Here is a 21,372-nt window from a genome sequence, read left to right on the forward strand (position 1 = left end):
TACGGTGGCAAAGCAGATTGAAAAAGCCGGTATTCCAGCAGTTACATGCACAGGTCTGCCTGATGTAGCCTTAAGAGTGGGAGCGAATCGCGTTTATCGAACCGAGGGGCACTTTCACCAACCCTTTGGAGACCCGAATAAGAGTCAGGAAGAAGAAATGATATGGAGGAGGTGTCAGGTTAAGAAAGCTCTTGATTCTTTAACCCAAAGTGTGGATAAGCCTACATTAATTACATTTAATTAAAAGGGGGAGCCAAAGTGAAACTTAAAAAAAGTCAGGCAATGGTGGGGCTGTTGGCAGTATTATTATCTTTAACAGTATTTTTGGCCGGCTGCGGGCCAAAAGAGGGGGAACAGAGTCAGGGTGATTCAGAACAGGCAGGTTCCCCAGAAACGGTACAGTATTTGATGGGTACAGGTAATTCCGGCGGGGCTTTCTATTATTTAGGCGCTGCTTTATCCCAGGTGATCAATAATCATAGCGATCATTTAAACTTTACTCCGCAAACTACTGCCGGATCAGGAGAAAATGTACGGTTGATCAATGAAAAGACGGTCGAGTTTGCCTTGGGTTCTTCAACTACGGAAATTTTGGCCGTTAAAGGCGAAGGCCCTTATCAGGGGACGCCGCTGACTGATATCCGTGGTGTAGCAGGAGGATATATTCAGCCGGTACATTTTACCGTTAAGGCTGATTCAAACATCAAAAGCTTAGCGGATTTTAAGGGCAAAAAGATTGGTATGCCGGCAGGGGTAATTGCTACCACTGTGGCGCAGGAAGTGCTTAAAGAATATGGTTTAGAACCGGGCAAGGACTATACTGCGGTAAACATCGGATATACGGAGCAGGTTGATGCCATTAAAAACGGCAATATCGACGGAGCCATCCAAGGGGTAGCGCTTCCGGTTCCCGCAGTTACCGAAATGGACAGCACGATTGGCATTAGAATACTCAGTATCGATAAACCGGAGGTTCTGGAAAAGGTAAACAGTACATTGGCAACGGTTACTACAATCATACCGAAAGGAACCTACCCTGGTTTCCAAGAGGATGTCCAAACGGTTGGTTTTCCTGCGGACATCATCGTAAATAAGGATGTTCCGGATGACGTGGTATATGAGTTTTTGACCATTATGTATGATAATCATGACGAATGGGTTAAAGGTTATGCGGCAGCCGAAGGCTTCAATTATGAAAATGCCATCATACCCGGTTGGATTGACCTGCATCCTGGTGCCGTGAAGTATTTCAAGGAAAAAGGAATATTAAAATAAAAAAGAGAAGGAAGAGTGCAATGAGGGATGATCTTCCTCATTGCACGTCTTCATCTAAAAAGACATTGCACCAGAATTAGGCTAGAAAAAATAATGGAAAATGCTCCATCAATGATGAGGAGGGTGTGATGAAATGACAGAAGTAGTTGAGGCTCCGGAAAATCAGATATGGGGATCTTATGACAAGACAGTTAAAAAAATAAAAATTGTCCTGGCTGTTGCATGGGTACTATTTCAGATTATCAGCGCGATGTTAAATGTACCTGATCCCGCCCGGGCCCGCGTGATTCACCTTACTTTTGCTTTGATTTTTGTGTATTTGACTTTTCCTTTTCGAAGAGGGAATAAAAATATAATGTCTGCTCTGGAAGGGTGTGCAAACATCCTGGCCATATTACTGGCGATTGCGGGTGCCGTTTATATGTATACCCAATACGACCTTTTGATCTGGCGTATCGGGGTACCTCTTCCCGGAGATATCATTTTTGGATTGATTGAGATAGTCCTTATCTTGGAGGCTGTCCGGCGGTCATTGGGGTGGCCTCTGGTAATATTGGTATCCTTATTTATTCTGTACGGCTACGTAGGGCCCCATATGCCTTCTATCCTTGCGCACCGGGGCTTGTCAACTGCCCGTATTATGAGCAATTTATATTTGGGCGATGGCGGTATCTGGGGAATTCTCCTCGGGGTATCGACCACTTATGTGGCATCCTTTATTATTTTCGGCTCCTTCTTTAATATTACCGGTGCCGGAGCATGGTTCATTGATATCAGCTACGGATTGGCAGGCTGGATGACGGGAGGACCGGCTAAAATGGCGGTGATTGCCAGTGCCTTGTTCGGGACTATTTCCGGAAACTCGGCAGCCAATGTTGTTACCACAGGAACTTTTACGATTCCTCTCATGAAAAGAGTCGGATATAATAATGCCTTTGCGGGAGCCGTAGAGTCGGTCTCCTCGACAGGCGGTCAAATCATGCCCCCTGTGATGGGCGCTGCGGCCTTTTTGATGGTCCAGGTTTTAGGGCTGCCCTATGCGGTGATTGCGAAAGCTGCTCTCCTGCCCGCCATTTTATACTTTGGCTCTGAATTAATCTGCGTTCATTTTGAGGCCAAAAGAGTGAAGCTGGAGGGGTTGCCCAGAACTGAATTGCCGCCTATTTGGGCTACTTTTAAACGGGGCTGGTTCTTTCTGCTGCCCATCCTTGTGCTGCTTTATTTAATCTTTTGGCAGCAATTAAGCCCTATTTTCGCTGCTTTGGTGTCGGCTTTTGTGTCTCTTCTTATCGCGGTATTCAATAAGAATAACCGGCTTAATGTAAAAAAGTTAATTGAAGCCTGTAAAGACGCATCAAATAACATGATTCAGGTTGCCGTTGCCTGTGCGGCAGCCGGGATACTTGTGGGCATGGTTTCTCTAACCGGATTAGGGTTCCGCATTTCAGAGCTAATTTTATATATTTCCGGCGAAAATCTCATGATTACCTTAGTTCTATCGGCCTTCGCATCCATTATATTCGGCATAGGCATGCCCACCACTGCTGTTTACATTGTGGTGTCATCGCTAATTGCTCCGGCAATCGTGGAGTTGGGTGTTCCGGCCCTTGCCGCCCATCTGTTTATCTTCTACTTTGCCTGTATTTCGGCCATCACACCGCCGGTGGCAGTAGCCGCTTATGCAGCAGCTCCATTAGCGAAAGCTGACCCGATGGATGTTGGGGTCAAAGCATTTAGACTGGGTCTGGTTGCCTTTATCATTCCCTTTATGTTTGTGGACAATCAAGCCCTTTTGTTAGAGGGAAGCTTTTTGACCATATTCTCAGCGATAATATCCTCTACGTTAGGGATCTGTGCTCTAAGCGGAGCTGTAACCGGGTGGCTGATCAGTGATCTAAAGCTATGGGAAAGAGTGGTGCTGTTTATGGCAGCGCTTGGGATGCTTAAGGTGGGACTGGCTACAGATATAGTAGGTTTTGTGGTTTTAGTCTTTTTCATTATTAAGAATTTAAGAAGAAATAAAGCAGCTGGAGAGGCAGTGTAGGAATTAATTGGCGAGGATGATGAAATAATGCATGAGATTTACGATATGATCATCGTAGGAGGAGGGCCGGCCGGATTGGCCGCCGGAATATACGGATCCCGGTCTCGTTTAAAAACAGCCATTCTCCAGAAAGGAAAACCGGGAGGGCAGGCTGCGACTACTCAAGACTTAGAAAACTATCCCGGGTTTTCCAGAGGAACGACAGGGCCGGCCTTAATGGAGGCGATGACAGAGCATGCCAAAAGTTTTGGGACGGAAATCATCCGTGAAGAAGTTGCGGATCTGGAATTGGACGGAGAGATCAAGATTGTAAAAGGAAAAAGCGGCCATGAATACCGGGCTAAAACTGTTATTTTGGCACCCGGAGCGGAGCCCAGATCCTTAAACATCAAAGGCGAAAGACTCTTAAGAGGGAAAGGGGTTTCCTATTGTGCCACCTGTGATGCCGACTTTTTTGAGGAATTAGATGTAGTCGTTGTCGGCAATGGTGATGCTGCCGTGGAAGAAGCCATGTACCTGACGAAGTTTGCCGAAACGGTGACCATTATTGTGATCCATGATGAAGGGATCCTGGATTGTAATAAAGCCAGTGCGGAGATCGCCTTTGCGAATCCTAAAATTAAATGGATATGGAATTCTGTATTGAATGAAATAAAGGGAGACGGACTGGTGGAAAGCATCGTCATTAAGAACATCAGAACCGGTGCGCTTTCCGAGATGGAAACGAATGGGGTCTTTTTCTTTGTGGGTACCATCCCTAAAACCGAAATGCTGAAAGGAAAAGTTATCCTTAATGAGCAGGGGTATATTGTGACCAATGATCTCATGGAAACTTCGATACCAGGGGTATATGGGGCCGGTGACGCCCGCGTGAAGTATCTTCGTCAGGTGATTACTGCCGCCAGTGACGGGGCGATTGCCGCTGTTACTGCGGAAAAGTATTTGGCGGAAGAGGAAGGTTTCAAGGAAAGAGTGCTTCAGGCACAAGAACCGGTTTTGGTTGTCTTTTGGGCGCCTCAAATTGAAGAGAGCATTACTGCGGTTTCTGAGCTGGAGAAGATCGTCAGTGCTCTGGAGGGCAAAGTAAAACTGGTAAAAATAGATACTTACCGCAATCAGAGAGTCGCCCAAAGATATGGTATTACACAAATACCTAGTGCCGTAATTTTTAGGCAAGGTGAAATGGTGGATAGGATTTCCTGCTGCTGTAAAAAAGAATTGTGGAAAAAAGTAAATTCCCTCTGATACGAAATACTAAATACAAAAAGAAGGAGGTGGGAAAATGATTGAATTGACAAAAGAGAATTTTGAAGAGGAGGTATTAAAGGCAGAAGGTTTGGTGATGGTTGATTTTTGGAGCCAAAAATGTGAACCATGCAAAGCGTTAATGCCAAGTGTCCATGAGCTGGCAGAAAAGAATGAGGGCAAGGCAAAATTCTGCAGTCTGGATACCACAAATAACAAAAGACTTGCGATCAGTCAAAAAGTCTTAGGTTTGCCAACCATCGCCTTTTATAAAAATGGCGCAAAGATTGCCGAATTAGTGAAGGATTTTGCCATTGAAGATGTTGAGGCTAAATTGCATGAGTTGGCGTAAAACTATTCTAGAAAAACTAGTCTGGTGTTTTCGGTAAGGAACAAAATAGAATTAATTCAAACAGAAAGGAGCATGGGACCATGCTGCAAGGAAAGAAAGTGGCCATTTTAGGTGACCGTGACGGAATTCCCGGACCGGCCATCGAGGAATGCGTGAAATCGGCCGGCGCAGAGGTAGTATTCTCAACGACAGAATGCTTTGTCTGAACGGCGGCTGGAGCAATGGACCTGGAGAATCAGGCAAGGATTAAAGATTTAACGGAAAAGTACGGTAACGAGGACTTGATTGTTGTTCTTGGCGGAGCGGAAGCGGAGGCTTCCGGCCTCGCTGCGGAAACCGTATCTACCGGCGATCCTACCTTCGCAGGTCCCTTATCCGGAGTCTCGTTGGGACTCAAAGCTTATCATATGTTTGAACTGAAAGAGGAAGTTGACCCGAAGGTTTACGATGAACAGATCAGCATGATGGAAATGGTTCTTGAGGTAGATGAAATCATCAATGAAGTGAAGACCTATCGGGGTTAGCTAGGGGAGGAGATTCCATGAGTTTTCCGGTTGTCAAAGGTGCCGCTTATGCTTTAATACAGGCTACCGACATGCTCATGCACCAGGGTACGACTCAAACATCGGAAAGACGAAAAAACCCCGAATCAGAACATTTGCAAAAATTGCCTGAGCACCTGAGGAGTTTTGAGGAAGCGGTTAATTACCCGCCGAATCAGATCTATATTGGCAATATGACTCCTAACGACTTAAAAGGTATTGCCCGTCCTTGGTATCAGGCACCTGTTTCCGGAGCCTCCCGTACGGGGAAGTACGGAGAAATTATGCCGGAAGATGAATTCTTGGGATTGATGAAAATCGTTGATGCTTTTGATTTGGTGGTTTTAGAAGAACAATTTCAGGCCAATGTCAGGGAAAAAATGATCAGGCATCCCGTCCTGGGGGACATAAAAGATTTAGATAAATTATCCAAGAATCCCAGTAAAGTGGAGGAGATTGGCAAACTGGTAGAAGGCCATTTGGCACAGCCCATGTATTTTGCCGGAAAGCTTGTGGGGTGTGTCAAGAAAGCCCATGAATTTGACGAATCCTTATCGGATCATGTGATGTTTGAAAATCTGGTGGCCAAGGCTTCGGCCGTTTTTGCCTTAAAACTTCTGCTTTCTAAGGCTGAATTCCACGCGGAGCAGGTGGAATATATTATTGAATGTTCGGAAGAGGCTTGCGGAGATATGAACCAGAGAGGCGGAGGCAATTTTGCAAAATCGATCGGAGAAATGTGCGGCTGTGTAAATGCCACCGGTTCCGATACCCGGAGCTTTTGTGCCGGTCCGGCCCATGCGCTGGTTGAGGCTGCTGCCCTAGCCCAGTCAGGTATCTATAAAAACATTGTTGTTCTGGCCGGGGGTGCTTCCGCTAAGCTGGGCATGAATTCCAAGGATCATGTCAAAAAAGGGATGCCGGCTTTAGAAGATATGCTGGGCGCCTTTGCTATTCAGATCGCGGAAAATGACGGCGTTAACCCGGTGATCCGCACGGACGGTGTAGGACGGCACAAAATTGGATCAGGTGCCTCACCTCAGGCAGTGATGACGGCTATTGTCGCAGATCCTTTAGATAAGTTAGGTTATAAGATTCCTGAGATTGATCGTTATTGTGCAGAAATGCAAAATCCTGAGATTACCGAACCTGCCGGAGCCGGCGATGTCCCTTTAGCAAATTATAAAATGATCGGTGCTTTGGCGGTTAAAAGAGGAGAATTAGAAAAGGCCGATCTTCTCGAAGCCGTGCATCGGTTCGGCATGCCCGGATTTGCTCCTACCCAGGGCCATATACCTTCCGGGGTACCCTTTATCGGACATGCCCGGGATATGATTTTAGAAGGAAAAATCAACAGAGCCATGATTATAGGGAAAGGAAGCCTTTTCCTGGGCAGGTTGACGAATTTATTTGATGGTGTATCCTTTATCATTGAAAAGAACAGTGGGATGCCAAAGGACACCTGCTTTGATAAAGAAGAAATAAGATCAATGATTGGACAAGCCATGCGGGATGTTGCGCAACTATTGAGAAGTGAATAAACCGGACAAAAGAGCAATTTCCCGATCGGGGGTGAAAATATGGGCGTAAACCGGATCAGAGATACTATTGCGGAAGCATTTGAAGAAGTTGCTGATGCCCTGGAAACCGGATCTTTTGGTAAAAAAACCAGAGTGGGTCTGACCATTCTCGGAAGTGAGCACGGGCCCCAAGAACTGGTCCGGGGAGCAGAGCTGGCCCAAAGCCAGAACCCGGATCTTCAGGCCGTGGTGATCGGGGCTGGTGTAAAAACATATCTGGAAACAGCAGAGGCATCCGATGAAAAAGAAGCCCATGCCAAAATGGATCAAATGCTTCGAGACGGATTTTTGGATGCCGCAGTTACCATGCATTACAGTTTTCCTATCGGCGTCTCTACCGTGGGCCGGGTGATTACTCCGGCTAAAGGCAAGAAAATGCTTCTGGCCACTACAACCGGAACATCTGCTACCGAGCGGGTGTCTGCCATGCTCAAAAATACTGTCTATGGCATTGCTGTGGCGAAAGCCTGCGGAAATCATCATCCTTCAGTAGGAATCTTAAATATTGACGGAGCCAGACAGGTGGAAAGGGCCTTAAGGAAACTCCAGGAAAGAGGATATCCCATTAGCCTGATTGAATCTACCCGGGCAGACGGGGGTGTGGTCATGCGGGGGAATGATCTTTTAATGGGTGTTCCGGATGTCATGGTGCAGGACAGTTTAACCGGTAATGTGCTGATGAAAGTTTTCTCCGCATCCAGTTCCGGCGGCAGTTATGAGTCTTTGGGTGATGGCTATGGCCCCGGAGTGGGAGAAAACTATGATCGTATTATTTGTATTATTTCCCGGGCTTCAGGGGCTCCGGTAATTGCCGGGGCAATCCGCTTTGCGGCCGATTGTGCTAAAGGTAAACTGGTGCAAAAGGCAAAGGACGAGTTTGCTGCGGCCAGGAAAGCCGGTTGGGATGACTTCGTGAAGTCATTGAGCTGTAGTGCGGTACCCGCTGCAAAAGGGACTGGAGCTGAAGTTGTCGTCCCACCTAAAAAACCTGTTTCTGATTCCATTCCCGGAGTGGAGGTGATGGAGTTAGAAGAGGCAGTTTCCCTTTTATGGAAGGAAAATATTTACGCGGAAAGCGGCATGGGTTGTACCGGACCTATTGTCATGGTTGCCCCGGAAGACAAAGAAAAAGCCTTCGAGTTGCTGAAGAAAAATGAATATTTATAGATAAAAGGGCAATAAATTTTACCCTTCAATCATCTAGCACTTGCGGGCTCTTTGGGGCCCGCAGTTTTTTTAGATAGAAAAATTTGCCGGCATCATAAAGGATTCAATTTTTTTGCACCAGCAGCATTCTTCTTATCATAATATAATAATTATATAAAATATAAAATTATAATATTTTACTTATAAAAAAACTGACGCTAAAATAGAGGAAAATAAGAAAAAGGTGCTGAAATAATTATGAAGATCAAAGAATCCATTCTGCCGGGCATGCTTTTGACTGCCGGACTGGCGGGAGTGTCCTTCTGGCTGCAAAGGCTTTCCCTGATTAGCTTTTTTCATCTTAACTCTTTAATTATTGCCATTATTCTGGGCATGGTGATGAATAATGTAGGGAAAGTGCCTGCTTTTTTGGAACCGGGAATCACTTATTCTTTTAAAAAGATTTTGCGGATTGCCATTATCTTCTTAGGATTTAAGCTAAGCCTCAGCGACATGGGCCAGATTGGGGGAAAAGGAATCTTCCTGGTGATTGTGGTGACTGCCGCCACCTTGATGTTCACCCTGTGGCTGGGGAAAAGACTGGGCCTGGACCGTAATCTGGCGGTTTTGATTGGTGCAGGGTCATCCATTTGCGGGGCTTCCGCCATTGCCGCAGTCGCCCCGGTGATCGATGCCGACGACCAGGATATTACCTTTGCGGTGGCTACGGTGACCATTTTCGGCACCTTGGCCATGTTCTTATATCCCGTTTTCTATCATGTTTTTCACCTGCCTGATGTGTTGTATGCCGTCTGGGCCGGGTCTTCCATTCATGAGGTGGCTCAGGTCGTTGCCGCCGGTTTTGCGGCAGGGGAAAAAACCGGCCAGTTTGCCACTCTGGTTAAGCTCACCAGGGTATTGCTGGTCATCCCTACGGTTCTTTTGTTAGGATTCTCTACCGTAAAAAAAGGCGGCGAGAATCCGGGTTTTCGCAAGGGAACCTTTCCCTGGTTTGTTTTTGGCTTCTCCCTGGTGGTACTGATCAACAGCTTTTCCTTAATTCCTAAGCAGATCGTTGATCAATTTGTCACCCTGGACAGTTTTTTGCTTACCATGGCCATGGCAGGGTTGGGCCTGGGGGCCAATTATCAAAAATTGAAGAGGGTGGGATTAAAACCTCTTTACGCCGGCCTGTGTATTTCGGTTTTTATTTCTTTTTTCAGTTTTGTCCTGTCCGATTGGTTTTTTTCCTGAAATTCCAAACTGCTGGCCAATCGCCCAATAATTCAGTGAAGAAGCGGGTATGCGTATGGAAAAAGGTCATCATCATCAATATCTTCCTTATGGCCAAATTGTCTTTGCCTGTTTGATCTGGGGTTCCTATGGGCTGTTTGTGCAAAAGCTGCACCAGCCTCCCCAGGTGATTGTTTTTTTCCGTTTTCTCTTTGGGTTCATCATTTTGCTAGCAGGCATTTGCGTCACCAAGCAAGGCAGGGCTCTGAAAATACCCGGCCAATGGAAACCTTTGGTGTTGGCGGGTGCCATTAACGCAGCAAGCTGGCTGCTCGTGACGAAATCCATCCAATTAACAGGTGTGGCCAACGGTTTTATCCTTTATTATACCGCCCCCTGTTTTGTGGTCTTGCTGGCTCCGGTTCTGGTCAAGGAAAAAATCACAAAAAGGTCGATGACCGCTTTAATTCTTTGTTTTTTGGGCATCCTCAACGTGGTGGGCTTTGGCAAGTGGGATCCGGCCGGCCTCAACTGGCAGGGAAACCTGATGGGCCTGGGCAGCGGCCTGTTTTATGCCTTGTATATCATCTTATTAAAAAGGCTTCCGGGTCATCTTTTAGGCCTGGTATCCAATACCTATGTGTGCGCGGTGATCTCTGTTCTCACCTTTCCTCTTGCGGCCCCTGCTTTGCGGGCAATTTCTCCTAGGGAGCTGCTCATTCTGGCTTTAGCGGGAATCGCGATTCAGGGAGTGGCCACATCCAGTTATATGTTCGGCCTGCGTAAGGTAAGCGCACAGCATGCCAGTATTCTTTGCTACCTGGAAGTGCTTTTTGCCTCTATATTTGCCGCATTATTTCTCAAGGAAGGTTTTACAATTTATTTGCTCGTGGGCGGGCTGCTCATCATCGGCGGGGGCTTGCTGATAGTTTTCTCGGCAAGGAACCAAAATAAAGAAGAACAGCATCAATAAAGACGTAGTGGAGGGTGAAACTGTGAATGAACGGAAGCTAAGGGTTTTTTATGAAGTGGCGACAAAACTGAATATGACGGAAGTGGCCAATCAGCTTTTTATCAGCCAGCCGGCCATCAGCCAGACCATTCGGGAACTGGAAGCGGATTTTGGCATTCATTTGTTCGACCGGATCGGTAAAAGGCTCTATCTGACCCACGAAGGGGAAATCTTCCTGAATTATGTGCGCAGAATTCTCAACCTCTATGAGGATTGTGCCAAAATATTAAAAGAATCCAGTGAGTTAAAACAGGGCAAATTACGCATCGGCGCCAGTACCACCATCGGTATTTATGTTTTGCCCCAGATCATCGGCAAGTTTTATCAGGAACACCGGGGTATTGAAGTATCCATCGCCATTGAAAATACCAAGATTATCGCGGAAATGATTCTGAAAAACCAGATCGATTTTGCTTTTGTGGAAGGCCCGGTTTTTTCTGATGAAATCATCGAGGAATTTTTCTGTGCCGATGAGCTGGTATTTATTACTCCTCCGGGCCACCCTTGGGACCAGCCCGCAGGAATTGATTTTAAAGCGATTGAGCATGCCAAACTAATCATGCGGGAGCAAGGGAGCGGAACCAGGGAAGTGCTGGAGGAGGCCTTAAAAGCCTTTGACGTGGATGTGTCGGTGGATTTTGAACTGGGGAATACGGAAGCGATTAAAAAAGCGGTGGAAGCCGGGCTGGGAGTTTCCTGCATTTCCAAAAGATGTGTGGAGAAAGAGACGGCAGACGGGCGCATTGCTCTTACCAAAGTAAACGGCCTGGTTATTATGCGGGAGTTTCATCTTATTTATCACAAAGACAAGTATCTTTCCAAACTGTTTAATCTGTTTATTGATTTTTCCCGGTCTCAAGTCAAATAGCCTTAACTGGCTCTTCTCATCATCTCTTGATCCATGATTTCCGCCTTGGGAATATCTGTTAAGGATGTGCCTGTAACCCTAAGCAGGCTCTTTTGTTTTGCCCGGTTCTGGTAGTAGCTGCTATTCGGGTCTTTAGAAGCTTTAGTCACTTTATAATAAGCAAATAGTTATTATAAACATAATCTTTTTATATTTCACTTATCAAAATTTAAGAAGTACAATGAAAGCGTAAGATAAAATCGTTCCATATGGGCGCTCAAAGTCGTTTTGACTTAACCTTTATAAGGGTTAAAAAAAGCTATTTGCTCATCTTAAACATGACAAAGCAAATGGAAATACTAGTATTTATCCTTTGTCATACTAAAGATAAGAAAAAATAACACTGGAGGTGGAGAGTTTGGAGGATAAAAAGACTCCTCTTTTGGACCAGCTGGAACAGGGCCCCTGGCCAAGCTTTGTCACGGAAATGAAAAAAGCTGCGGAAAAAGATGATTCTGCCAAGGACTTGCTGCTGCAACTGGAACAATCCTATGTCGACAAGAAAGGCCATTGGAAGCATGGAGGCATTGTAGGCGTAAGAGGGTACGGGGCCGGTGTCATCGGACGTTATTCCGATTCACCCGAAGAATTTCCCCATGTGGCGGAATTCCATACGGTTCGGGTGAACCAGCCCAGCGGGTGGTTTTATAACACGGCGACCCTGAGAAAATTATGCGACATCTGGGAAAAGCGGGGCAGCGGATTGACCAACTTACACGGGTCTACGGGGGATGTGATTCTCTTAGGGACGAAAACCGATCAACTGCAGCCTACTTTTGACGAATTGAGTGATGCCGGGTTTGACCTGGGCGGGTCCGGGTCCGGTTTGCGCACGCCCAGCTGCTGCTGCGGACCGGCCCGGTGTGAATGGTCCTGCTTTGATACCCTAGACCTGTGCAATGATCTTACCCATACATTTCAGAATCAAATGCACCGTCCCATGTGGCCCTATAAATTTAAGTTTAAGATTTCCGGCTGTCCCAATGACTGTGTGGCGTCCATTGCCCGGGCCGACCTGTCCATTATCGGCACCTGGCGGGACAGTCTGAGAATTGATCAGGAGCAGGTAAAAGAGTATGCCCGTTCCGGCATGGATATCCGGGGCGAGGTTTGTGAAAAGTGTCCCACCAAAGCTTTGAAATTTGATGAAAAAGCCCAGGAACTTCAGGTAAAAGTGGAAGACTGCACCCGATGCATGCACTGTATCAATAGAATGCCGAAAGCGATTCGGCCCGGGGTGGATAAAGGGGCCACGATTTTAATCGGGGGTAAAGCCACGATTCTTCGCTCTGCTTTCCTGTCCTGGGTGATTGTGCCCTTTATGAAAATGGAACCGCCCTATCAAGAATTAAAAGACTTGATTGATAAGATCTGGGAGTGGTGGGATGAAAACGGCAAGACCCGGGAGAGAGTGGGAGAATTGATTTACCGTCTCGGTATGGGAAATTTCCTCCGGGCCGTAGGATTGCCCCCGGTGCCCCAGATGGTGCGGGAACCGCGTGCCAATCCCTACATCTTCTGGCAGGCGAATGAAGTGGAAAGAGGTGAAGGGAAATGAGCAGAACAGATTTAGGACCTCCGGATTACCGGGAGATGCTGCCTCCCATTATTAAAGAGAATTATGGCCAGTGGCAATATCATGAATATGTGCAGCCGGGTGTGATGAAACACGTTTCGGAATCCGGGGCGGAGCTGTTTACCATTCGGGTCGGTTCTCCCCGTTTGGTGAGCCTGGATTTTATCCGGGAAATCTGTGATTTAGCGGATACCTACTGTGATGGGTATCTCCGTTTTACCAGCCGGCATAATGTAGAATTTTTGCTTTCCAAGGAAGAAAATGTGCAGCCTTTGCTGGATGCTTTGAAACTGAAAGGATATCCCGTGGGGGGGATCGGCAATGCCATGAGCAGCATGGTACATACCCAGGGGTGGATCCATTGCCATACGCCGGCTACGGATGCCTCCGGAATTGTCAAAGCTGTCATGGATGACCTGTTCGAGCATTTTACCCATATGGACCTGCCCGCCAGGCTGCGGGTGGCCTTGGCCTGCTGTCTCAATATGTGCGGGGCGGTGCATTGTTCCGATATTGCCATTCTGGGTATCCACCGGACGGTTCCCCGTATTAACCATGACAGACTGTCCAAGGTGTGTGAGATTCCTACGGTGATTGCCAGTTGCCCCACAGCGGCCATCAAACCGGATCCTCAGAAGAAGAGCGTAAAAATTAACGAAGAAAAATGCATGTATTGCGGAAACTGCTTTACCATGTGTCCCGCTATGGAAATTATGGATCCGGTGAACGACGGTATTGCCATTTTGGTGGGAGGAAAGGTTTCCAATGCCAGGACCGGCCCCATGTTCTCCCGCCTGGCCATCCCTTTCCTGCCCAACAACCCGCCCCGCTGGCCGGAGGTGGTGGATGCGGTCCATAAAATTGTGGAAGTTTGGATTGCCGACGCCCAGACAGGAGAGCGGGTAGGGGAATGGATCAACCGGATCGGCTGGGAGAGATTTTTTGACAGGACCGGTATTCCCTTTACGGATAAGCACATTGACGACTATATTTTCTCCGTTCCTACATTCCGTTCGACTACCAACTTTAAATGGTAGAAAAGAGGTGAGATGCGGTGGGGGAAGCTTCTGATTTAAGAGAAAAGGTTCTGGCCTATTTAAACTCGGTAAGTAAAGCCAAGACCAGGGAAATTGCCGATGCTTTAGGGGAAAAGAAAAGTAATGTGGATCAGGTGGTACGGGATTTAGGTAATGAAGACATTATCGAATTTCTTTACCTGGGCACCTCTTATGTGCGCATCAAAGGAAAAGAATAGAGCTTGAGACCCGGGACGCTGCAGGTATGATATCTGCAGCGGCCTTATAAATTGGAGAAGTGAGGTGACAGGCATGTATCTGGTAAATATCAATACGGACAAATGTACCGGTTGTGGGGCGTGTGTGGAAAATTGCCCGGTAGAATATTTGGCCCTGGAAGAGGGGAAGGCAACCATTGTAGGGGATGAATGTCAGGGATGTGAAAGCTGCGTCGCCGTATGTCCCTCCGAAGCTGTTTCCGTGCAGGAACTATAAAATTATTTGGGAGGTTGGGAAAATGGGGTACATCGATTTTAATGGCCAGCAATATGAAGTGGATGAAGACGGTTTTCTGGCTGATCCTACTTTGTGGACCAGAGAATTAGCCGTATTTCTCGCCAAGAATGAAGAAGTCGAGCTGACCGATGAACACTGGAAGATCATTGATTACCTGGTTAATTATTACAAACAGTTTGGCATCGCGCCCATGGTGCGGAAGATGGTAAAGGATACCGGATTCAGTGTGGAAAAGATTTATGAATTATTTCCCAGCGGCCCGGGAAAAGGGGCCTGCAAAATTGCGGGAATCCCGAAACCTACGGGTTGTGTTTAAAATACCATAAAATTTTTAGGGAAAGAATGATGGCTATGACAAGTTCAAAGCGAATTGTCATCATCGGGGGTGTGGCAGCGGGACCAAAAACCGCTGCCCGGGCCCGCCGTCTCCTGCCGGAAGCGGATATCACCGTGATTGAGCAGGGGGAACATATTTCTTATGGGAGCTGCGGCTTTCCGCTCTATCTGGCCGGTATGATTCCCGATTTGACTTCTTTATCTGTCACAGCGGCCGGCTTAAAGAGAGACGTGACCTATTTTGCCCAGGAAAAAGATGTCCGTTTTTTGGTGAAAACCTGTGCCACGTTCATTGACCGGGAGCATCAGGAAGTGGTGGTTTGGGACCGGGAACAAAAGAAAGAGAGCCGCCTTCCTTATGATGATCTGGTCCTGGCGACAGGGAGTCAACCGGTGATTCCCGATATTCCGGGGATTGAACTAAAAGGGATTATTTCCCTGCATCACCCGGAAGATGCCCAGTTGATCCGCAGCGCGGTGCAGGATGGAGTGAAAAAGATTGCCGTCATCGGCGGCGGCCTCATCGGCATGGAAGCTGCGGCCGCCCTGTCCCGGCCGGGACGGGAAGTGACCGTATTTGAAAAAGAGGAACAGATTCTGCCCGGGATCCTTGACCCGGAATTTGCTGGTTTAGTCCGGGCCCACCTGGAAGAAAATGGCATCCAGGTTTTTACCGGAGAAACGCTGAAAGGAATCAAGGGAGACGGCAAAGGGGGAAACGTCAGGCGCATCACGACCAACAAAAGTATCTATGATGTGGAGCTGGTGGTGCTGGCTTGCGGGGTAAGGCCCAATATTCAATTAGCCTCCGCTTGCGGCTTAACGATCGGTGCTACTGGCGCCATTCAGGTCAATGCGTATCTGCAGACCAATGACCCCCACATATACGCCGGGGGCGATTGTGTGGAAAATGTGCATTTGGTTTCCGGGAGAAAGGTCTATTTCCCCCTTGCTTCCACGGCGAACAAACACGGCAGAGTGATCGGCAGCAACCTGGCCGGTTTACAGGAAAAATATCCGGGTGTTTTAGGAACCGTGGCCCTGCAGGCAGGCGACTATAATATTGGCAAGACCGGCCTGACAGAGGCCGAGGCCAAAAAGCTGGGCTACCCGGTCAGGTGCGCCCTGGTTTCCGGACATGATACGGCCCATTACCACCCCCTCCATGGAAAAGGGATGCTGAAACTGGTGGTCCATGAAGAAACGGAAAAGCTGTTGGGCGCCCAGGTGGTGGGCATAGGAGAAGTGATCAAAAGATTGGATGTTTTGGCCACTGCCCTGCACTTGGGGGCCGATGCGCACCAGATTGCCCATCTTGATTTGGGGTATGCCCCGCCCTTTGCCACACCCATCGATTTATGCCTCCATGGAGTCCATACCCTGCAGAACCTGAAACAAGGCTTGGCCCAGGCCATTCCTTCCCGGGAACTGGCCCGGATGGGGCAGGAAAAAGAGGGGGATTTTCTCCTTCTGGATGTGCGGACTTCTGAGGAAGCGAGACGGCGGCCTGTGAAAGATCCTAGAAGCGTAAATATCCCTTTATCGGATCTCCGCACCAGATTCAGTGAACTATTCCCGCAGAAAGAGAAAAAAATTGTCACAGTTTGCCCTTTGGGTGTAAGAGCTTATGAGGCGGCATGCCTCCTGAAGGGAAAAGGTTTTACCGACGTGGCCTTTTTAGAGGGCGGCATCTCCGCTTTGCCTGGCTTGATATAAAAAGAGAAAGGACACAGGGTGACAAAGATGCAGAAACAGCTGAAAATTCCCCGGGTTGTCATTACCGCACCCCAGGGCCAATCCGGAAAAACAACGGTCAGTATCGGTTTGATCGGTGCTCTGGTCCATGCCGGATACCGGGTCCAGCCTTTTAAAAAAGGGCCGGACTTTATTGATCCCAGCTGGTTGTCCCGGGTTTCCGGGCGCTCCTGCCGGAACCTGGACTGTTTTCTCATGGATGATGACGCCATCAGAACATCCGTGTTTCAAACCTCCTTCGATAGCGATATCGCCGTGATCGAAGGAGCCATGGGCATGTTCGACGGCGTTGATCTTATGGGCAGCGGGAGTACGGCCCAGGTGGCGAAGATTTTAAAAGCGCCTGCCCTTCTCGTGGTTGACTGCCACCGGATGACGAGAAGCGTGGCCGCCCTGGTGAAAGGATTTAAGGATTTTGATCCTGAGGTAAAGCTGGCCGGGGTGATCCTGAACAATGTGGCGCGTCTCCGGCACCAGGAGATGCTCTCCGGGGCCATTGAAAGATACTGTGATCTTCCGGTCTTGGGCGTGATACCCAAAAATGTTTTGCACAGTATCCCCAACCGGCACTTAGGCTTAATTCCGGCGGAAGAAGATCTGGCCCTGCAAAAAGCCATTGCAGCCATTGCCCAAACGGCCCAGGACGCATTGGATCTGGGAAAAATCTTTGATTTGGCCTGTGAAGCCCCTGTACTGTCCATCCTGGATGGGGAAACCAGGATCCATCCGGGGGGGCATGGCGAGGTACCGGTGACCATCGGCGTGATCCGGGACCGGGCTTTTTCCTTCTATTATCCGGAAAATTTGACAAGCCTGGAACAGGCGGGAGCCAGGCTCGTTGATATAAATGCCTTGGAAAACCGCTGTTTGCCGGAAATCGATGCGTTGTTCATCGGCGGCGGCTTTCCGGAAGTTTTTTTGGACCGGCTGGCGGAGAACAAGACCCTGCGCCACCTCATTGCCCAAAAAATTGAAGCGGGTTTGCCCGTTTACGCGGAATGCGGCGGCTTGATGTATTTGGGCCGCAGCATCATCAAAGAGGAACAGCGTTTTCCCATGGTGGGGGTCCTTCCCTTTGATGTGGTGATAAAAAATAAACCCCAGGGGCATGGGTACACCGTGATGGACGTAGCGGGGGCCAACCCTTTCTTTGCCTTGAACTCTTCCGTCAAAGGCCATGAGTTCCATCATTCCTGTCTGGTGGACCTGGATACCGGCTCCATTGACTTTGCCTTTAAAGTGCGCCGGGGACACGGCATCGACGGGGAAAGGGATGGTATTATTTATAAAAATGTCCTGGCATCTTATAACCATATTCATGCTTTAGGCACGAAAAACTGGGCGGAAAGATTTGTGGCCGCCGCTGCTTTGTACCGGGACAGATGGACGGAAAATAAAAAAGTCTCAAATATCTAAAGGTCCGGGGGTGTAAGAATGGTATTGGTGATTTTTCTTTATCTTTCCTTTTTGGCCTTCATTGGTTTTTCTGTACAGAAAGCCCTGGCTTTTGCCAAAATGCCCATGCATGGCAGATGGGAGCTTTATCCAGTACCAAAAGAAAAAGGAAAGGGTCATTATGGGGGTTCTTATTATGAAGAGGTAAAATGGTGGACCAGGCCCAGGGAGACCTCCCGGTGGGAAGAACTGGTCGACATGGGCAAAGAAATTCTTTTCATCAAGAAATTATTTCAGAACCAGCGGCCTTTTTGGTGGCTTTCTTATGCTTTGCACTTGGGCATTTATTTTATTTTTTGCTGGTTCGTGCTGCTCTTTGTCCATTTTTTTCTTCCGGTACAGATACTCAGTTTCTTGATCGTTTTTACCGGCAGCTTGGGCATGGTCCTGGTGGCGGTGGGGTCGGCCGGCCTGCTCCTGAAAAGAATGGTGCATCACGAGTTTAAAATCTATACCACGGCCCAAGAATATTTTAACCTAGCTTTCCTTTTTGTGGTGGCTGCGACCGGTTTCCTCAGCTGGATCCAGGACGGTGCCTTTCAGTACGGCCAGGAATTAATGAAAAGTATGCTCACCTGGGCACCCTTTTCCCCCGACCCGATGGTAGCAATTCATCTGACCTTGTTTGGACTGTTAATGATCTATATTCCCCTCACCAAAATGAGCCATTATGTGGGAAAGTTTTTTACCTTCCATCAGGTTTTGTGGGATAACGAACCCTTTATTCCCGGCAATGAAATTGCCCGGAAAGTAAAAGAGGCCCAGACCTATGCTCCAGAGAAGTCCTGGTCCGGTCCCCATTATCCGGGAACCGCAAGCAAAACAGAGGAAAGGAAAGAGGGAGGCGCTATAGGTGGCTGATATGAAAAACGAACACATCACACTGCAGGATATGGGCTGTCCCCAGGATCGGCAGCTCTCCCAACCAAGTCTGGACCGGCTGATGAAATTGCCTTTCCCTTACGATCAACCGGGTGCAGAGCCCCCCTTAAAGGAATGGAAAGGGGACTGGAAAGAAAAAAACTGTACCTTCCTGGATGGCTATGCCGGCATGGAAAATTTGGTCCGGCCCCAGACCAAGGAAGAAGAAGAGGCCTTGGTGAACAAATTTTTAAAAGGGATGGAGAAAATCTTTTCCCAAGATACCAACCGGGCCATGCTTCAGCCCTTGCTCCTCTCCTTTGAATATTGTGCCAAATGCCATACCTGTTCCGAATCCTGTCACGTTTATCAGGCTAGCGGGAAGAATGAGATCTACCGGCCCATTTTCCGCTCGGAAATCTTCCGGCGCATCGCCAAGAAATATTTGGACAGCAAGGGGAATTTAGTGGGCACCTGGCGGGCCGGTGACGGGGATTTGAACTGGGAAACGGTGGCCCGCCTGGGCGAACTGGCCTACCGGTGCAATCTGTGCCGGCGCTGTGCTCAAACCTGCCCCCTGGGCCTGGATAACGCCCTCTTGGCCCGGGAAATCAGAAAGATTTTCAGCCAGGAAATGGGGATTGCCCCTAAGCCGCTCCATGAAAAAGGTACCATGCTGCAGTTGAAAACCGGTTCCACCACCGGCATGACCAAACCGGCTTTCCTGGATGTGATTGAATTTATCGAAGATGAGATTGAAGAAAAAATCGGCAAAAGAATCAAAATCCCCATTGATAAAAAAGGGGCGGATATTCTCCTCATGCACAATGCGGGAGAATTTATGGCCTGGCCGGAAAACCCGGCCGCTTTTGCCATCCTTTTTGAGGAAGCCGGTCTGGATTGGACCTTGAGCAGTGAGTTAATGGGTTATGACAGCGTCAATTACGGAGTCTGGTATGATGATTTCCAGGCCAAACAGGTGGCTGAGCAGCAGTTTAAGGCAGCGAAAGAATTAGGCGTCCAGAGAATCGTCCTGGGTGAATGCGGCCACGCCCACCGGGCAACTGCCGTCAGCATGGACCGGAGTGTGACTGGGACTTACTACGTGCCCAGAGAGAGCTTTCTCCCTCTTTTGTGGGATTTAGTGAAGACGGAAAAGCTGCGTTTTGACCCCGCGAAAAACAATTTTCCTGTTACCCTTCATGATCCGTGCAATTATGTGCGTTCCATGGGGATTGTCATGCCTCAGCGTCATATCCTCAAGGCGATCTGTCCCCAATTCCGGGAAATGACGCCCCATGGGGTTAACAATTATTGCTGCGGCGGGGGCGGCGGTTTTGCCATTATGAATGCCATGAACTTTGCCGAGTTCCGGAAAACTGTCAGCATCCGCATGAAGTTCAAGCAGATTCTGGATGCCTTTGCCGATACCATCGGTGATGGGGAAATTCCCAAATATGTCTGCGCTCCCTGCTCCAATTGCAAAGGGGCGATCCGGGATATGCTGGAGCATTACGGTGCGGAAGCAAAATACAACCTGCATTACGGCGGCTTGGTGGAGTTGATGGTAAACGCTTTGGTAGGAATGAAAAAGCCTTACTTAGAGTTCTTGGCAGAATGAGGAGGCGTCCATGAAAGAAACGCGTATTGGCCTGGTGCAAATGCAGGCGGAGATAGGGCAGGTGAAAGAAAATCTCGCTAAAATCACTTGGTTCATCGAAGCAGCGGCAGCCAAGGAAGTTGATGTGCTCTGCTTTCCTGAGCTGAGCATTACCGGATACACAAAAAATACCGGCTCCCTGGCGCCGGAAACCATTCCGGGGCCCAGCGCCGATTTGATCAGCGCCCTGGCCCAAAAAACGAAAATGGTGATTTTGGCCGGCCTGCCGGAAAAGTCCCCCACAGATAAACCCTATATTACCCAACTGGTCGCCTTTCCCAACGGGCTTGTCGGTACCTACCGCAAGACCCATTTGGGGAAAAGCGAATGGGGCAGCTTTTCTCCGGGAGATGAACTGCCGGTATTTATGACCGAAAAGGTGCAGTTCGGCATGGGAATCTGCTGGGATATGCACTTCCCGGAAGTAAGCACGGTATTAGCTTTGCAGGGGAGCGAAATCATCTTTGCCCCCCATGCCTCTCCTCAAGTGGTGGGCAACCGCAGGGAGATCTGGTTGAAGTATTTGCCCGCCCGGGCTTATGATAATGGGGTTTTCCTGGCTGCCTGCAACCTGATTGGAAAAGCCGGGGAAGAAAAAGAGTTCTGCGGGGGCGCCCTGGTGCTCGATCCCCGGGGAAATATCGTTGCCGAGGCTTTCCCGGGAAAAGAAGACCTTTTGATCGCCGATCTGGACCCAGGTTTGGTCAATCAGATGCGCACCCGGGAAAGAAAAGTGATGCGGGATAGTTTCTTTTTACAATTCAGACGGCCGGAGCTTTACCGGCAGCTTGCAGAGGATCAGGAAGCCGGGAAAACAGGCGATGGAAAATAAAATAAGTCAGGTCTGGAGGTGGAGGAGGG

The 21,372-nt window shown here is 48.5% G+C and carries 20 protein-coding genes; all 20 read left to right on the forward strand.

Annotated features, from left to right (window positions below):
* Positions 1-258 precede the first annotated feature (258 nt).
* The 20 genes from DCMF_RS23660 to DCMF_RS23755 all read left to right on the forward strand — a co-directional run bounded on the left by DCMF_RS23660 (position 259) and on the right by DCMF_RS23755 (position 21,343).
* Positions 259-1,275, forward strand: coding sequence for a TAXI family TRAP transporter solute-binding subunit (locus DCMF_RS23660; RefSeq protein ID WP_148136705.1), 1,017 nt, complete (start codon positions 259-261; stop codon positions 1,273-1,275).
* Positions 1,276-1,408: 133 nt separating this feature from the next.
* A complete protein-coding gene (locus tag DCMF_RS23665) occupies positions 1,409-3,319 on the forward strand; it encodes a TRAP transporter permease (protein WP_148136706.1) in 1,911 nt (636 codons plus the stop codon).
* Positions 3,320-3,346: 27 nt separating this feature from the next.
* Entirely contained in the window at positions 3,347-4,564 is a 1,218-nt protein-coding gene (gene trxB, locus DCMF_RS23670; RefSeq protein WP_148136707.1) for a thioredoxin-disulfide reductase, read from the forward strand.
* A gap of 37 nt (positions 4,565-4,601) precedes the next feature.
* Positions 4,602-4,916: a thioredoxin TrxA gene (gene trxA, locus DCMF_RS23675; protein WP_148136708.1), complete on the forward strand. Its 315-nt coding sequence runs from the start codon at positions 4,602-4,604 to the stop codon at positions 4,914-4,916.
* 80 nt (positions 4,917-4,996) lie between these two features.
* On the forward strand, positions 4,997-5,440 hold the full coding sequence (gene grdA, locus DCMF_RS23680) for a glycine/sarcosine/betaine reductase complex selenoprotein A (RefSeq protein ID WP_148136709.1): 444 nt from the start codon (positions 4,997-4,999) through the stop codon (positions 5,438-5,440).
* Positions 5,441-5,457: 17 nt separating this feature from the next.
* Entirely contained in the window at positions 5,458-6,999 is a 1,542-nt protein-coding gene (gene grdC, locus DCMF_RS23685; RefSeq protein WP_148136710.1) for a glycine/sarcosine/betaine reductase complex component C subunit beta, read from the forward strand.
* A 39-nt stretch (positions 7,000-7,038) separates the two neighbouring features.
* Complete coding sequence (gene grdD, locus DCMF_RS23690) at positions 7,039-8,205, forward strand: glycine/sarcosine/betaine reductase complex component C subunit alpha (protein WP_148136711.1); 1,167 nt, start codon at positions 7,039-7,041, stop codon at positions 8,203-8,205.
* 237 nt (positions 8,206-8,442) lie between these two features.
* The gene (locus DCMF_RS23695; protein WP_148136712.1) at positions 8,443-9,438 is read left to right on the forward strand and encodes a YeiH family protein; all 996 of its coding nucleotides are present in this window, start codon (positions 8,443-8,445) and stop codon (positions 9,436-9,438) included.
* Between the two features lie 55 nt (positions 9,439-9,493).
* Positions 9,494-10,390 carry a DMT family transporter gene (locus tag DCMF_RS23700; protein WP_214658852.1) on the forward strand — a complete coding sequence of 299 codons (897 nt, stop codon included), beginning with the start codon at positions 9,494-9,496 and terminating at the stop codon, positions 10,388-10,390.
* Between the two features lie 22 nt (positions 10,391-10,412).
* The gene (locus DCMF_RS23705) at positions 10,413-11,297 is read left to right on the forward strand and encodes a LysR family transcriptional regulator (protein WP_148136714.1); all 885 of its coding nucleotides are present in this window, start codon (positions 10,413-10,415) and stop codon (positions 11,295-11,297) included.
* Positions 11,298-11,694: 397 nt separating this feature from the next.
* Positions 11,695-12,894, forward strand: a complete 1,200-nt coding sequence (gene dsrA / locus DCMF_RS23710) for a dissimilatory-type sulfite reductase subunit alpha (RefSeq protein WP_148136715.1) — start codon at positions 11,695-11,697, stop codon at positions 12,892-12,894.
* Positions 12,891-13,949 carry a dissimilatory-type sulfite reductase subunit beta gene (gene dsrB, locus DCMF_RS23715; protein ID WP_148136716.1) on the forward strand — a complete coding sequence of 353 codons (1,059 nt, stop codon included), beginning with the start codon at positions 12,891-12,893 and terminating at the stop codon, positions 13,947-13,949. The genes dsrA and dsrB overlap by 4 nt, the downstream gene beginning before the upstream one ends.
* Before the next feature lie 17 nt (positions 13,950-13,966).
* Positions 13,967-14,167: a hypothetical protein gene (locus DCMF_RS23720; protein ID WP_148136717.1), complete on the forward strand. Its 201-nt coding sequence runs from the start codon at positions 13,967-13,969 to the stop codon at positions 14,165-14,167.
* Between the two features lie 73 nt (positions 14,168-14,240).
* Entirely contained in the window at positions 14,241-14,423 is a 183-nt protein-coding gene (locus tag DCMF_RS23725) for an indolepyruvate ferredoxin oxidoreductase subunit alpha (RefSeq protein ID WP_148136718.1), read from the forward strand.
* Between the two features lie 22 nt (positions 14,424-14,445).
* A complete protein-coding gene (locus DCMF_RS23730) occupies positions 14,446-14,760 on the forward strand; it encodes a TusE/DsrC/DsvC family sulfur relay protein (RefSeq protein ID WP_148136719.1) in 315 nt (104 codons plus the stop codon).
* A gap of 35 nt (positions 14,761-14,795) precedes the next feature.
* Positions 14,796-16,496 (forward strand): FAD-dependent oxidoreductase, encoded by a 1,701-nt coding sequence (locus DCMF_RS23735; protein ID WP_148138052.1) that lies wholly within the window; start codon positions 14,796-14,798, stop codon positions 16,494-16,496.
* 27 nt (positions 16,497-16,523) lie between these two features.
* Positions 16,524-17,951: a cobyrinate a,c-diamide synthase gene (locus DCMF_RS23740; RefSeq protein ID WP_148136720.1), complete on the forward strand. Its 1,428-nt coding sequence runs from the start codon at positions 16,524-16,526 to the stop codon at positions 17,949-17,951.
* Positions 17,952-17,969: 18 nt separating this feature from the next.
* On the forward strand, positions 17,970-18,851 hold the full coding sequence (locus tag DCMF_RS23745) for a nitrate reductase gamma subunit (protein WP_148136721.1): 882 nt from the start codon (positions 17,970-17,972) through the stop codon (positions 18,849-18,851).
* A 1-nt stretch (position 18,852) separates the two neighbouring features.
* Positions 18,853-20,472, forward strand: a complete 1,620-nt coding sequence (locus DCMF_RS23750; protein ID WP_214659426.1) for a (Fe-S)-binding protein — start codon at positions 18,853-18,855, stop codon at positions 20,470-20,472.
* Between the two features lie 10 nt (positions 20,473-20,482).
* Positions 20,483-21,343: a nitrilase family protein gene (locus tag DCMF_RS23755; RefSeq protein ID WP_148136722.1), complete on the forward strand. Its 861-nt coding sequence runs from the start codon at positions 20,483-20,485 to the stop codon at positions 21,341-21,343.
* Positions 21,344-21,372 lie beyond the last annotated feature (29 nt).

It is taken from the genome of Candidatus Formimonas warabiya (assembly GCF_002777255.1).
GTDB lineage: Bacteria > Bacillota > Dehalobacteriia > Dehalobacteriales > Dehalobacteriaceae > Formimonas > Formimonas warabiya.